The 15,728-nt window shown below is 36.3% G+C and carries 15 protein-coding genes; all 15 read right to left on the bottom strand.

Annotated elements, in window-relative coordinates; genetic code table 11:
- The coding region (locus BZK14_RS04260) for a flavin monoamine oxidase family protein (protein ID WP_143691330.1) at nt 1–909 on the bottom strand (909 nt) is incomplete at its 3' end.
- Nucleotides 910–1,307: 398 nt separating this feature from the next.
- Nucleotides 1,308–1,655, bottom strand: coding sequence for a VOC family protein (locus BZK14_RS04265; protein ID WP_077925336.1), 348 nt, complete (start codon nt 1,653–1,655; stop codon nt 1,308–1,310).
- Between the two features lie 35 nt (nt 1,656–1,690).
- On the bottom strand, nt 1,691–3,235 hold the full coding sequence (locus BZK14_RS04270) for a pentapeptide repeat-containing protein (RefSeq protein WP_077925337.1): 1,545 nt from the start codon (nt 3,233–3,235) through the stop codon (nt 1,691–1,693).
- Nucleotides 3,236–3,332: 97 nt separating this feature from the next.
- Nucleotides 3,333–4,313 (bottom strand): bifunctional threonine ammonia-lyase/L-serine ammonia-lyase TdcB, encoded by a 981-nt coding sequence (gene tdcB, locus BZK14_RS04275; protein ID WP_077925338.1) that lies wholly within the window; start codon nt 4,311–4,313, stop codon nt 3,333–3,335.
- Nucleotides 4,314–4,408: 95 nt separating this feature from the next.
- Nucleotides 4,409–5,113 (bottom strand): DUF3142 domain-containing protein, encoded by a 705-nt coding sequence (locus BZK14_RS04280; protein WP_077925339.1) that lies wholly within the window; start codon nt 5,111–5,113, stop codon nt 4,409–4,411.
- Nucleotides 5,083–7,287, bottom strand: coding sequence for a PA5441 family protein (locus BZK14_RS04285; protein WP_077925340.1), 2,205 nt, complete (start codon nt 7,285–7,287; stop codon nt 5,083–5,085). Before BZK14_RS04285 ends, BZK14_RS04280 begins: the two co-directional genes overlap by 31 nt.
- A gap of 143 nt (nt 7,288–7,430) precedes the next feature.
- On the bottom strand, nt 7,431–8,972 hold the full coding sequence (gene purH / locus BZK14_RS04290; RefSeq protein ID WP_077925341.1) for a bifunctional phosphoribosylaminoimidazolecarboxamide formyltransferase/IMP cyclohydrolase: 1,542 nt from the start codon (nt 8,970–8,972) through the stop codon (nt 7,431–7,433).
- A gap of 2 nt (nt 8,973–8,974) precedes the next feature.
- Nucleotides 8,975–9,547 carry a phosphoribosylglycinamide formyltransferase gene (gene purN / locus BZK14_RS04295; RefSeq protein ID WP_077925342.1) on the bottom strand — a complete coding sequence of 191 codons (573 nt, stop codon included), beginning with the start codon at nt 9,545–9,547 and terminating at the stop codon, nt 8,975–8,977.
- Nucleotides 9,548–9,609: 62 nt separating this feature from the next.
- Entirely contained in the window at nt 9,610–10,620 is a 1,011-nt protein-coding gene (purM, locus tag BZK14_RS04300) for a phosphoribosylformylglycinamidine cyclo-ligase (protein ID WP_077925343.1), read from the bottom strand.
- Nucleotides 10,621–12,024 (bottom strand): amidophosphoribosyltransferase, encoded by a 1,404-nt coding sequence (gene purF / locus BZK14_RS04305; RefSeq protein WP_077925344.1) that lies wholly within the window; start codon nt 12,022–12,024, stop codon nt 10,621–10,623. It lies immediately after the preceding gene.
- A 2-nt stretch (nt 12,025–12,026) separates the two neighbouring features.
- Nucleotides 12,027–12,737: a phosphoribosylaminoimidazolesuccinocarboxamide synthase gene (purC, locus tag BZK14_RS04310; protein ID WP_077925345.1), complete on the bottom strand. Its 711-nt coding sequence runs from the start codon at nt 12,735–12,737 to the stop codon at nt 12,027–12,029.
- Nucleotides 12,738–13,862, bottom strand: coding sequence for a 5-(carboxyamino)imidazole ribonucleotide synthase (gene purK, locus BZK14_RS04315; protein ID WP_077925346.1), 1,125 nt, complete (start codon nt 13,860–13,862; stop codon nt 12,738–12,740). It lies immediately after the preceding gene.
- Complete coding sequence (gene purE / locus BZK14_RS04320) at nt 13,863–14,357, bottom strand: 5-(carboxyamino)imidazole ribonucleotide mutase (RefSeq protein ID WP_077925347.1); 495 nt, start codon at nt 14,355–14,357, stop codon at nt 13,863–13,865.
- Between the two features lie 135 nt (nt 14,358–14,492).
- Nucleotides 14,493–15,164, bottom strand: coding sequence for a hypothetical protein (locus tag BZK14_RS04325; RefSeq protein WP_077925348.1), 672 nt, complete (start codon nt 15,162–15,164; stop codon nt 14,493–14,495).
- Nucleotides 15,165–15,322: 158 nt separating this feature from the next.
- Nucleotides 15,323–15,728, bottom strand: a 406-nt coding sequence (locus BZK14_RS04330; RefSeq protein WP_143691332.1) for an MOSC domain-containing protein, incomplete at its 5' end; no start/stop codon positions are given.

Genomic DNA, 15,728 nt, shown 5'->3' on the forward strand with positions numbered 1-15,728 from the left:
AATAACTTTTGAACTCAATTGAATGTCTGACATTAAATCTTTAGCAATTGCTTTAGGCAACTGATCCATACCACCCACTGGCTGGAACATTGTTGATGCATATTCAATGTTGAAATGCATATTCAATGCTGACCACAAATTTGAAGACAATACGTCATCAAAATTCAAAGGCGTTGATGGAATTGCATCATGAGTTGCGCCAGCTGGTGTTGCCCAACCGCGGTAATGAGAACCAGTTTCACCAGTGTAGCGATAGTTCTTATCCAAAGCACCCCATTCTTTCAATGCTTCTAGCAACATTTCTTTATTTTCTTTAGTGATCGAATCATCCAAGTTATTTTGGTTGATTGATTTTGCTAACAATTCGTTAGTGTGGCCACGGAAATCAGAGAAAATTTCGCGATATCTTTGTGGCTTGCCACCAAATGCATTTGAGTTATGCAAATAAGCATTTTGGTTCACTTGTTGGAATGGTTGCATTTGTACGCCAAATTCACGTGCATAGTGCAAGTAACCTTGGTGATGATAAGGAATTCTCCATGGACCTGGGTTCAAGTATTGACCTTCAGCAAATTCACATTTTTGAGTGTAACCACCTAATTCAGTGTACTCATCGCCACCACGTAATGACCAAGCACGGCCACCAACGCGATCGTTGAAATCTAGAATTTTAACTTTATAGCCTGCTTTTTTTAATTCATAAGCAGCAACTAAACCTGCTAAACCTGCACCCAAAATCAAAACTGTTGACCCTTTTGGGGCATTTGTTAAGTTTGGCGCACCATTGAAATCGCTCTTATTCAACATGCCGAATGCCATCATTGAATTGTATAATGCGAATCCACCAGCAGTCGCTCCAATCATTTTGAGAAGATCGCGACGCTTCATATCTTTAGCTTCATTAGCCATAATTTCCCCTTACTCCTTGGTACTAACTGATATTAATCAACCATAAAAGATAAATCTTATGATTAATATCAAGAATAATTTTTGCTACCTGTGCTAGAGCACGATAGGCGGGCAATCATATCACAAATTTTTTTTATTGGCCTAGGAAATTATAATCAAATAAATCCATTCTAAAACATACACTTAAAATTTTAAGATAAAAAACACTCATAAATTCTATATATTTTTCAAATAAATATAACAAAGAGAATTATTTGTATTTGGGCAAAAATAATACAAACTCATTCGGTATGTGAAGTATGCATAGTACATTTTCCCAAAAAATAAGCCCCTAAAATTTTAGGGGCTTGAAAAATATTAAATCACAATAATGACTTTTCTAAATTGTATAGAGCTTTTTATACATTCGACCAAACAGCCAATTCATAGCCATCCGAATCTTTAAAATGGAATCGTTTACCACCAGGAAATTCAAAAATATCAGCAGTGATGATTCCACCTGCATTTTTAATATTATTTAATGTATTTTCTAAATCATGACTGAATAATATAACTAAAGCACCACCTTTTGAATTTACATCATCCGCTTGGAAGAAACCACCTTTCAAAGCACCTGAATTAAACTCGCAATATTGCTCACCATAATCTACAAATTTCCAACCTAAAGCTGAATAAAATGCTTTGCTTTTAGCAATATTTTTTACATTAAATTCGATGTAATTAATTGCGATAGTTTCCATTGTCATAAATTTAGCCTATTTCAGATATTATCTAAATAATATTAACGTTTCGTATGTCGCTTAAAAGCAACTATTGTCTGCCAAGTTAAACTTGCAAACATTATATAGAATATCAGGCTTAGAAACTCCATCCCTTCTTTTGCAAAAGACTTGAATGGAATAATATTTTTAGCAATATTATTTATAGATTGTGACAACCAAGAAAAAACATTATTGAATGGCGGATACATTCTATATAAATAATCATTTTCTTGAGCATAAATTAACCCCGAATAAAATATAGCCATAAGCAGCATCCATACAATTGGCTTAATATAACTTTGCCCAAAATTAGATGCTTTTTCATTGAACCATAAAATTATTCGTTCTTGCCAATTACCTCCTTGACGAGATAATTCTTGCTTATATTTCTTCATTTCTTTCACAAAGAAATCATTGGCATCTATATGATTACCAATTTTATCAAAGGAATTTTTAATAATACGCAATGTTTCTCTATTTGTATTATCTGAGAGCAATTGGATATTTAAAAAATTAGGTACTTCTTTTAAGTTTGCATTTTCTAAATCCAAACCAAGATGAAATCTAGAATTTCTAAAGCTCGTAAAACTCAGGAATGTCGTGTATTTAAATATTGCCATACAATCTATACAGTCTCTTCCTACAGAAAAATTACAATGCTCAAAGCTTGCAACATTACTGAATACACACTTGAAGCACTCAAACCCACCGAATTTTGAGTCCTGTACATCAAACATTCCTTCAAAATTTGTATTTTTAGCCTCAAACATCATAGCTATATGGCTATCTTTCATTTCAAATTTTGATTTAAATTCAGTATTTTTTATTAGAATAGATCTAGCATTCAAGTTATTTAATATAAAATCATCTTGTAAAACACATTTAGTGATTCTTAAAGCGCCAATTTCAATTTCTGAATCATTACTATTTATAAAGATTTTATTCTCAAATATCATATTTTCAAAAGATAGCTTTTGATGAAAAATGCAATCTGTAAATAATGCGATACCTAGGGTATTATCACCATCCCACGCTGAAATACTTACCTCGTTATTAAAAATACAACTTTGGTATATAACATTATTTACATTTTCTAAAAGAGATGTATTTTGAATCATCCAATATTGTTTAAAGTTGCAGTCTTGATAAAACACCTGTACATCTTGGATATTTAAAGATGTAGCTGAAAAGCTACAGTAATTAAAATGAATACCTTTCAGCTGAGTTAATACTCTCAAATAATCAAATTTATCTCTAGCATCTCTGCAAGGAAAAAAAATCAAATTAAAAACTATTACTTCATCCTTAAATAAATCTCTAATTTCTTCTGATGCCTCTCCTGATCGAAGATACTCTCTTAATAACTCTTTGTTATCAACTTGGATTCTACGAAACTCTAATATGCTCTCTATAATATAATCTATTAATTCATCATAGAAATTTCTTAAAATTGAAATATTATAATAATCAGTTGAGTAATCGTGTTTATCACAATGTAAAACACATTGATTACTGTCTTGAAAACAATCTCGATTACATCCTTCTATATTACATTTATCATTCAACTCAAAACCTCTTTTAGTAATCTTCTAGTTAGTCTAAATATAAAATGCCCATATATATCAATATTAATATATACATTTGTATAATATTAATTATGTATTATGAATTTAAGATTGAAGCCAATTTTGTTAAATCAATATTACCACCAGAGATAATCACAACAGTTTTCTTGCCTTCGATATATTCAGGGCCAATTTTGCCACTCAAAATCGCTGCTGTTGATAATGCACCTGCGCCTTCACTGATGATCTTATTGCGTTGCACCAACGCAATCATGCTTTTTCTAATTTCTTCTTCACTGACTGTCACAACTTCTGTCACTAAACTTTTCGTGATTTTAAATGTTAATTCGCCTGGCATTGCCACATCGCAACCATCTGCAATCGTACTCGTATCACGATGAGATACAACTTTATCTGCTAGCAATGAAGCCGCCATGCCATGCACATTCTCAGCCTGCACGCCAAAAATATGAATATTAGGATTAAAAGATTTTAAAGCAACTGCAATACCCGCGATCAAACCGCCGCCACCGATTGGCACAACAATATTATCAACATCCCACAAATCTTCTAAAATCTCTAAGCCTATCGTACCTTGCCCCGCGATTACTTTAGTATCATCATAAGGATGCACAAAAACTCTACCTTCTTCCTTCACAATCTCTTGCGCTTTTTGCATGGTTTCATTGAAGTTTTGGCCATACAAAACAACTTCTGCACCATAGCCTTTTGTCGCATCAATTTTGGCTTTCGGCGCTGTTTCTGGCATCACGATTTTCGCATTAATGCCTAGCATACTACCGGATAATGCAACACCTTGCGCATGATTTCCCGCAGAACAAGCCACAACACCATGTGCTGCTTCTTCGGCAGTTAGTGAACTTAATTTATTAAATGCACCACGCATTTTGAATGAGCCTGTACGCTGCATATTCTCAAATTTAACATAAATATCACCTTTACATTTTTCACTGAGATAATTACTGCGAGCAATGCCAGTTTGATATACTTTTCCACTTAAAGCTTTCTGTGCTTCACGAATATCTTTCATTGTTATTGGCAAATTAAATAGATCCATGGCACTTTCCTTTTATTGAGTTAATCAATTATTTGAATTTTAGAAAAGTATTATATAGGAGCAGATTAATATAATGAAATAATATGCCTCACCATCTACTCATTCTGTAAAAATACAACGTACCCACTGAAACCTTGCATTTTTTCTAGGTATTCAGGATTCACCCAATCGCTTCGTTGAGCAATACCAACTTTAAAAGAAAATGGCATTTTTTCCATATTTTTTAAATAATCCGCATAATTGGGAATCGTATTGCGCTTTTGGTACGTTTGAATCACAAGCTCATCAATCACATCATCCAGTTGCGCTAAATTTTCAGGATTCGCATAACGGCTCCAATCCAATAATCCTGTAATACTTAACTGATATTTCTCAGGTAACCACGTTCTTAATTTTTTCAAAAACTGAATATAATCAGCGAGCTTTTGCGTAGGTACATCATAATCAATCTGTATACCAATGACATTCCCACCTTTTTTCTGCCACGCAGCTAACTGTCTAGCAATCTCACGATAAATAGACTCATTCCATTCTAAAGTATGAGTGCGAAATACAAGCCAAAATTGCTGATCAGACACAATCACACCTTGCCCTGATTGAGGTTTAAAATAGCTTTTGCCTTTATAACCATCAATCTGCCCACGGTGCAAATAAACCACTTTCGCATCTTTCAAAATCGGCTGATATTTCGTGCCTGCCCAATACCAAAACTGCTGATATTGGTTCACATCAATATCAGCATAGGATTTAGATAATAATAAGGATAATATTACCAATAATATTTTTGTTGTTTTGCCCATTGGCTATCACTGTGCTCTCGTTTTAAAGTATCAAACCAACGTTTGCGCTCACTTTTAGGAATTTCCTTATCATCACATCGATTAATGCCACGGTTATAACAGTTAATACCATGATACAAAGCCAATGCGCGATCATCTTTATTTGCTTTTGGATTATCAATTACTTTACGATAACTATCATAATTCGTAACAATCTGTTCCGCCCAATTTGATGGCTTTAAATGCGTAAATTGATGATCACCTAAAACAGTGTAAGCAGGCATTCTTTCCACCATAAAGCTATAACACATTTGATTATGTGAATCATTAGGATTGCTCGCCAACTGCTGCATCACATCCATAGGCGTACCACATTGATATTGGTAAGCATTTTTGATGGACTGATTGAAGAAATCAAAATGCGCGACATCTTTCACATCTACATTTTTGAATTGATCCACTAATTTAATATCTTCAAAAAATTCCGTAGGATTAATGGTTTTAACATCTTTAGTCAACTGAATATATAGCCATTTAGCACGCGTTTGATCATCACCAATATAACCATCCTTGATTAAATCAATGACAAAACCACGACTGACATAATCTTCAATCAAGCTGTCTCTTAAAGCAGGATTTTGCACGATGGAATTAGCTGTAAAAGCAAGATCAACTCTATCAGCAAGCACATAATTATCAGCAATACCCACTTCGATCAATTCACGTTGCAATGGTGTATTCGTGCGCTTATACAATTCCTGCCAAATGGTTTCAGCAGCGCTCCAGCGCTTTTGTGCTTCAAAGGCTTGTGCACGCAGAATTTGTTCGCTTAATTCAAAAGTTGTGAGAGTTTGCTTACTTTCATCCAATACAGGCAATAATTCCACCACTTTTTTTGGCTGAGGATCAATTTCAGAATAATATGTCGCCACAAGATATTGATACAATCTTGGTTGATCCTTAAAGTGCGATTGGTACTGCCCAACTAAATGCTCAAAGCTATAATCAATTTTTGCACCATAAGCATAAGTGTAATAACGCAGGGATTGTAAAATTCTAACTGCAAGTAATTGAGGATTTTCCACTAGCACATCTTGATTTTCATAACGATCAACGACTTTACGATCCACTTCCAGCAATAGATCCAATAATCTTTCATTATATCGATGATCTTTTTGCAAATATTGGTCAGGTGCTTGATACCAACGCTCTAGCTCACGCACGACTGCAACATTATTACCTGACAACCAATTCAAACGGCGCAATAAACCTTGCGCTGAATTAAAATATAAACCATTAGGATATTGATCCATATACGTTTTAAACTCAGCTCGAGATTGATCAATCCATGCTTTGCCTTCTTCATTGTTAGAGATTGTGCCTTCCCACTCATCCACTAATTGATCTTGTGCTTCTTTTAAAGATAATCTTCCTTGTAAATATAGGCTCGTTTCTTTCAACCAAGTATTATCACTTTGTAATAAAGAGTGCGATACTTCTTTCGCTAATTTATATTCCTTGTTATTGAAATACATAGCAACTTCAAGGTAGCGATAAAAATCACGACTAGCATCGTTAGATAAATCAAAATTATCTTGTGTCATCGTAAAATATTCTTTTTCTTGAAAAAGCTGATAACGCGCATAAGATAATGTGTATTTTTGAGCTGCTGACATTGAGCTTTTTTCTACAGCATCAATATAATCCAACGTTGCATTCAAATCAGAGATTGAGCAGTAATATTCGCATTTGAGGGCAATTTCAGGATCAACAAACCAAATACCTTTTTGTTTTAAATCTTCCTGATTATTTTCCCAATATTGAAAATAATCTTGGTGCAATTTTTTAACAACCGCGACTAATTCAGGTAATCGTTCTTTCGTTAAATCATAATTAGATCGAACAAATAAAGATGTGTGTACAGGTAAACTTAAAGGGTTGGGCGTATTATCTGCATACCAATCATTTTCTTTAATCGCCATCAAAAGTTGTTCTTCCACAACATTATCATTCAACTGAAGAATGGCGTTGACACGTGTATCATTGTAAGGCGTTAAATAAGGAAGATTGCTACTGATTTCAGAATGGCCGAAGATAATTGAGTTATTATATGATGGCTCTCCGCCACCAGCATTTGCAAACGGTAATGCAAGGAGATTCAGCAAGGACAGTGATTGGATAATGCGTTTGCCCATTGGGTATATTCCTATTCATAAATATTTTAATTATATATTATTTTAATAATATTTATGATGAAATCACTGCCACCCGAGGAAATAGATGGCGCCTTTGCTTGAGGTGAAATACCATCTATTCCTCGGTGACCGTATAACTCTAATTAGTGTTTAAAATGACGCTTCTTAGTAAACACCATTGTGATGCCGTATTTATTCGCAACATCGATTGAATCTTGATCCTTGATAGAACCACCTGGTTGGATGATCGCTTTGATGCCTGCTTTCGCTGCCAATTCCAAAGTATCTGACATTGGGAAGAATGCATCCGATGCCATTACATTGCCTTCAACTTTAGCACCTGCTTGTTCTAATGCGATACGAGCTGCGCCCACACGATTCATTTGACCTGCGCCAATTCCCAAAGTTTGACCTTCTTTAGCAACAACGATTGCATTAGATTTCACATGCTTCACAACTTTCCATGCAAATACTAAAGCTTCTTTCTCTTCTTCCGTTGGTGCACGCTCTGTCACTACATCAAAGTCAGCAAAGTTAATTTCTCCACGATCTTTAGTTTGTAGCAATAAACCGCCATTCACAGCTGTTGTTGTGTAAGCATTATCAAATTCTGATTGAATTGCAGGATTCGCCAACAAACGGATGTTTTTCTTAGCTTCTAAAATCGCACGAGCTTCTTCTGTGAAATCAGGTGCAATGATCACTTCTAAGAAAATTTTACCCATTTCTTCAGCTGTTTTAGCATCCACCGTTTGGTTAGTTGCAATGATGCCACCAAAGATTGAAGTAGGATCAGCTTCAAAAGCTTTCGTCCAAGCTTGGAATAAGTCTTGACCTGTACCAACACCACAAGGATTCATGTGTTTAACTGCAACAACTGCTGGTTCGCTGTATTCCAGCATAATGTTAACCGCAGCATTCGCATCTTGAATATTGTTGTAAGACAACTCTTTACCATGTAACTGCTGTGCAAATGCCAATGCATTGCTTTCTGCTAAAGGCGTACGATAGAACGCAGCTTCTTGATGTGGGTTTTCGCCATAACGCAATGGTTGTTGCTTTTCAAATGTGATTGTCAATTTATCTGGGAATACATCGCCCAAAGTGCGTGCAAAATAATCTGCGATCAATGCATCATAAGCTGCTGTTGTTTGGAATACTTTCAACGCTAAACGTTTACGAGTTTCTAACGTTGTATCACCATTGTTTTTGATCTCTTCGATCACAACGTTGTAATCTAAAGGATCAGTCACAACTGTTACAAACGCATGATTTTTCGCAGCAGAACGCAACATTGAAGGGCCACCGATATCAATATTTTCAATCGCATCTTGGTACGTTACGCCAGGCTTTGAAATAGTTTCTTTGAATGGATACAAGTTCACACATACTAAATCGATATATTCAATGCCGTTATCGATCATCGCTTTTGTATGATCCGCATTGCCACGAATTGATAATAAACCACCATGAACTTTAGGATGCAAAGTTTTCACACGGCCATCCATCATTTCTGGAAATTCAGTGATTTCAGAGATATCTTTAACTGGAATACCCGCATCAAAAATCGCTTTCTTTGTACCACCGGTAGAAATCAATTCATAGCCTAAATCAGCCAATAATGTTGCAAATTCTACGATTCCTGCTTTATCGCTCACACTCAATAATGCACGCTTTTTAGACACGGTTACTTCTCCTTGTTAAATAAGTTTTCTAAAGTTGCTGGATATAAACGATGTTCGATGGCATGGATCATCATCTCCACCTCATCTAATGATTCGTCACCTGTTAATTTAATTCCTTTTTGAGCAATGATTGCACCTGTGTCCATGCCTTCATCCACATAATGAATGGAAACACCGATCTCTTTTTCCCCTGCACGGTATGCTTGCCCAATCGCATCCTTGCCTTTATATGCTGGCAATAATGATGGATGGATATTGATAATACGATTCGGATAGGCTCTCAACAACTCTTCACCCACCAAACGCATAAAACCTGCCAAAATTACCCACTCAACATTCAATGATTGCATTTTTTCCACCAAGACTTTTTCATAAGCCGCTTTAGACTCGAAATCTTTAGGATTAAATACTAATGTTTCTAAACCTTCCCGTTCTGCTTTCGGGATAATACCTGCATTTTGTTTATCACATACAACAAGCACAACTTCTGCTTGTAAATTACCGTTATGAATCCACTTCATAATGGCTTCGAAGTTGGTACCACTACCTGAACCAAAAACTGCAATTTTTGTCATTGGAAACCCATATGATTAATCATGAAAATTAAAACCCCAAACGTTTCATTTGGGGTTTATCTTTATTTGAAGGTAATTTCACCAGAATCTGTTACTTTACCGATGATCTGTGCATCGCTGTTATGTGCCAACACAGTGTCAACATCACCTTTATCCACGATCAACATAAAGCCGATCCCCATGTTAAATACACTGTACATTTCCTCTTCTGGGATATTTGCTGTATTTTGCATGAATGGGAAAATCGCAGGCATTGTCCAACTACCTTTTACGAATTCTGCGCCTAAACCTTCTGGCAATGCACGTGGAACGTTTTCATAGAAACCACCACCTGTAATGTGCACCATCGCATGAACATTCACTGCTTTCAATAAATCTAATACAGGACGAACGTATAACATTGTTGGCGTTAATAATACTTCGCCCAATGGACGATCAAAACCTTCATATGTTTCAGATAATGATAAACCGTGATTTTTAATAATATGACGAACCAATGAAAAACCATTACTGTGAACACCGCTTGATGGCAAACCGATCACAACATCACCAACTTTTACATTGTCTTTTGTGATGCGTTTATCTTTTTCCACAACACCCACAGCAAACCCTGCGATATCATATTCGCCATCTTGATAGAAACCTGGCATTTCAGCAGTTTCACCGCCCAATAATGTTGCATTCGATTGACGACAACCTTCCGCAACACCTGCAACGATCGCTTCGATTTGTGCAGGATTATTAGCACCACATGCGATGTAATCTAAGAAGAATAAAGGTTCTGCACCTTGCGTTAAAATATCATTCACACACATTGCAACAGCATCAATGCCGATTGTGTCGTGAATATCCAATTCAAATGCTAATTTCAATTTAGTACCAACGCCATCTGTACCTGATACTAACACTGGCTTTTGATAACCCAATTCAGATAAATCAAATGCGCCGCCAAAATCACCAAACAAGTTAATAGCACCAAAACGCATTGTGCTCATTACATGTTTCTTAATGCGCTCAACGGATTCATAACCTGCTTCTAAATTTACGCCTGCTTCTTTATACGCATTACTCATTTATACTGCCTCATCAAACTTAATATTGGTGGGATATTTGTTGGTAAAGCAACCCATGCATAATCCACAGTTTACACCGCGTGACCCTTCATGCTCAGTTGCTTTAATTAGTCCGGCTGGACTTAAGAATGCTAATGAATCCACATCAATGTACTCACGCATTTCTTCATTGGTTTCATGATGCTGTGCCAACAATTCACGAGGATCTGTTGCATCCACACCATAATAACAAGGATATTTAAATTCAGGTGAAGCCACACGCATGTGAACTTCTTTTGCGCCTGCTGTACGCAATAATGCCACAATGTGCTTACTCGTTGTACCACGCACGATTGAGTCATCAATCAAAATGATGCGCTTACCTTTCACAATACTTGTAATCGCGGAAAGCTTCATGCGAACACCGCGTTCACGCAATTCTTGTGTTGGCTGAATGAATGTGCGACCAATGTAACGGTTTTTAATTAAGCCCATTTCATTCGGCAAACCTGATGCTTCAGCATAACCAATCGCTGCTGAAATACTGGAATCAGGTACACCAATGACAATGTCCGCATCCACATGTGCTTCTTTATATAATTCAATACCACTGCGCTTACGCACAGCGTGAACATTTTTACCTTCCAAATCACTGTCAGGGCGAGAGAAGTAAACATATTCCATAGAACACAATGCATGTGTGCATTTAGTTTCTAAGAAAGTAGAGATCACTTCGCCATCTTGAATTGTAATGATTTCACCAGGTTCAACATCACGAATAAATTCAGCGCCCACGATATCAAATGCACATGTTTCTGATGCAAATACATAACCACCTGTACTCAATTTACCCATGGATAATGGACGAATACCATTTGGATCACGCGCCACATACAAACCTGAGTTATGCAACAACACATAGCTGTAAGCACCTTCGATCTCTAATAAACTCTTTTTCAAGCGCTCTAAGAAAGTGCCTTGGCAACGGCGAATCAAGTGACCTAATAACTCAGTTTCACCATGTGTATGGAATACGCTACCATTCTTTTCTAAACGAATTTTCAATTCAGTTGCATTGGTTAATGCACCGTTGAACGCAATGCCGATGGACTCATCAGTTGTTGCTACAACGATTGGATGCGCATTCAAAACACCTCGGCTACTATTCGTTGGATAACGAACGTGACCAATTGAAGTATCACCCACTAAACTCTGTAATTTTTTAGGATCAGCAAATACTTCCGTCAAAAGTCCTTCGCCTTTAATGCAGTTGATTTTCTGATCTTCTGTGAGAACCGCAATCCCCACACTTTCCTGCCCGCGATGCTGCAATGCATGAAGACCATAATAAGTCATCGTTGCAGCTTCGCTATTTCCTTGCACCGCAAATACGCCACATTCTTCGTGTAGTTCTTTAATATTCATAATTATGTGCGATCCTTGAGGCGACGATGAATCTCTTCATACGCTTCAATCACACCGCCCATATCTTGGCGGAAACGATCTTTGTCTAATTTCTCACCTGTTTTACTATCCCATAAACGACAAGTATCTGGACTGATTTCATCTGCTAATACGATTGTGCCATCTTTCATGCGACCAAATTCAATTTTAAAATCTACTAAATCAATGCCAACTTCCAACCATAATGCTTTCAAGTAATCGTTGATTTTGCGCATTTCGCCACGAATAAAATCTAATTCTTCATGCGTTGCCAAACCTAATGCCACCGCGTGATCATCATTGATTAATGGATCATTAAAAGCATCTGCTTTGTAACAGAATTCCAAAATTGGTGGATTCAATTTTTTACCTTCTTCCAAACCAATGCGCTTAACCAAAGAACCTGCAGCAATATTTCGCACGATTGCTTCTAACAAAATGATGTCAACTTTATGGCACAACTGCTCACGCTCATTCACTGATTTAATTAAATGAGTCTTAATGCCATTTTTCATTAAATCCATGTAGATCATGCGAGAAATTTCAGAGTTTAAACGACCTTTATCTTCAAACTGAGCTTTCTTAGCGCCATTACCTGCCGTTGCATCATCTTTATAATAGATGATGACTTCATCTGGATTTGCTGTTGAATAGATTTGTTTGGCTTTGCCTTCGTACAACAATTCTTGTTTCATTTACTGCCCCTCGGTAAAAATAGCGTGAGAAAAATCTGTCATGCCATCATTATTTGTGAAAGTCACATGTCCAACTTTACGGTTGAATTTATTCTCTTTTTTACCATAAAGATGAAGATGTGCATCCGCTGATAAAGATGGCAAATATTTAAATAGTGGCTCAATATGCTGCCCCAACAAATTGTACATTGTTGTGGTTTGCTTGAGTGTTGTATTCCCTAATGGCAAACCACACACTGCACGAATGGCTTGTTCAAACTGGCTAGTTGTACAGCCTTCCATAGTATAGTGACCTGAGTTATGTGGGCGCGGTGCTAATTCATTCACATAAATTTCATCACCTTTCACAAAAACTTCCATCGCCAAAATACCCACAATATTGTATTTTTCCATCAAGTCTTTGAGCATACCATGTAAACGTTTACATAATTTTGGATCTTCATCCATGTGTGCTGTTGAAATATGTAAAATATTATTGATATGCTGATTACGAGCAATTGGGAATGTTTTAAAATCACCATCTTGCCCACGTACACCAATGATAGAAGCCTCAAAATCATAATCCACAAATGCTTCAGCAATTACCGAACAGTCCATCAAGGCTGATAATTTACTTGGCAAATCTGCTTGGCTACGGATCACTGCTTGGCCTTTACCATCATAGCCGCCTTCCGATGTTTTCACGACAAAAGGAAAGCCTAACTTTTTGGGTAATTCGAGCCATTCATCACCTAAATTATCCACCATCACAATGGGCGGCACAGGCAAACCTGCATTCACAATATGTTCTTTTTCACGCATACGGTTTTGCGTCATCCATAATGGAAATTCACCTTGCGGAATATTTTGGTATTTATCGGATAATTGTTTAACAATTTCTGCATTAATGTTTTCAAATTCATATGTTACAACATCGCACTTAGATACAAACTGGCTCAATGCTTCATAGTCATCAAATTGACCAATTGTGTATTGATTTGCAACAGAAAATGCAGGTGCAGTTAAAGAGGGATCATAAACAGATGTTAAGTAGCCCATTCGGTTGGCTGCTTCTATAAGCATCTTACCTAACTGACCGCCTCCTATAACGCCGATTTTTTGTGTAGGTAAAATGCTTCTCATCATTTATTCTCCAATATTCAATTTTTGTTGAAGTACAGAGTCACGTTGATCATCTCTATACTTTTGCAAACGATCCTGCAATGCTGGATCTGTAATAGATAATATCTGAGCTGCCAATAACCCTGCATTCTTAGCACCTGCTGTACCAATTGCAACAGTTGCAACTGGAATGCCACCTGGCATTTGAGCAATAGATAATAGCGAGTCCATGCCTTTCAAAGCTTTACTTTCAACAGGAACACCAATCACTGGCAATGTTGTCAATGCAGCAACCATCCCCGGTAAATGTGCGGCACCGCCAGCACCAGCAATGATCACAGAAAAACCATTATCAATGGCAGAACCAGCAAACTCATACATTAGATGTGGGGTACGATGTGCTGATACTACTTGCACGTGGTGAGGAATATTAAATTCGACTAGAATGTCGATCGCAAACTGCATCGTCGGTAAATCACTTTGACTACCCATAATTACGGCAACTTTTGGATTTTTCATCTCACTAAATTACATTAAAGCAAGTTCATCGGAGCGCAGGATTATAAGGGTTAAAACTTTAGCTGTAAACATTTATTTTCATATTTTTTTTAAAATGTCAAGATATCTTTATGTAAAGATTTCATATAAATGACATCAGTTAACATTGTCATAATATCTAATATAACGTTTAACGATGGCTTGTTCCTTATCATTCATACTCTTACGATATATCCAATTACCTTTTTCATCATGCGCCAGCGTGATAATTGCAGTCATATCATCATCTAAAGTAGCTAATTGATAATCTTCCCACGAATCAAAATAAATAAATTTTGTGAAATAAATATTATTTTGAGGATCTGAAACAAAAAGCCTAGATAACTCTTGCATGTGCCCATAATTATCCAATATTTTTTGGCTACTAGTCATTTTATCAATCACTTCATAAGATAAATGGGAGGTCCATTTTTCAAGTGCTGTATCAATATTTCGCCAACTTTTTAATAATTCTTGTTGGTTCAATTCTGAAAAAGAAGTTACAACTGTTCTTTGATTACCTTGATAAGGTTGAAAATACACAAAAATTCTTTTATGCGTAATAATATCGCCGTATTTTAATGTAATGATGGTCGATTCTTTAAAGCCATTTCGATCATATTTAGTCAAAGATAATGTTTTCATTACCCCAGTATCTGTGATAACAGTGATAGATTGAACGGGATGCATCACTTCATCCACAAACCAATCATTTTTAACAAACTCTTTAGCAATAACAATGTTTAAACTTAAGATCATTATGAATAAGGCAAATTTTATTTTTTTCATTATGAATTATCCCTTATTGATCATCAAAAAATATTGAATGATTCTGATCTAATTGTAACATTTATTGATCAAATATAACTCAGCCCCCTATCATCAAAACCTAAGATTATGATTTTAAAAGTAGTAATCTTTAAATAAAGTTATTTAATTGATATAAATCAATTGCTTCTTGTTTTCAAACTAAATAATCGACGTTCAAAACTTTCAATCTGTTTTGTCTGTAATCTCTTGATCATGGTGGCTGTCCAGCTTGCAGATAATCCCGCCGCTGACAATAAACGCTGTGTATTAGCTTCGTTATAATCTTGGTGAAAAGCAATTGCGACTGTTTCTGCGACAGAGATAGAACCTCGGTTCAACAAAACTAGAGGGTCTTTTACGCTCACAACTCCCACTTTAATCACCCGATAAAGCCAACCAATTTTGCCACTTCCCTGCATCACTAAAGCAAAATCATCCTGTTGTGTTAATCCACTTAATTTAAAACATGGTGAACGAGGTTGAGTTACTTGGATAATCGCCGTTCCCCACTGATAAACATCACCAATATGTACATTTTCTTCT

The sequence above is a fragment of the Wohlfahrtiimonas larvae genome (assembly GCF_002006755.1).
Lineage (GTDB): Bacteria > Pseudomonadota > Gammaproteobacteria > Cardiobacteriales > Wohlfahrtiimonadaceae > Wohlfahrtiimonas > Wohlfahrtiimonas larvae.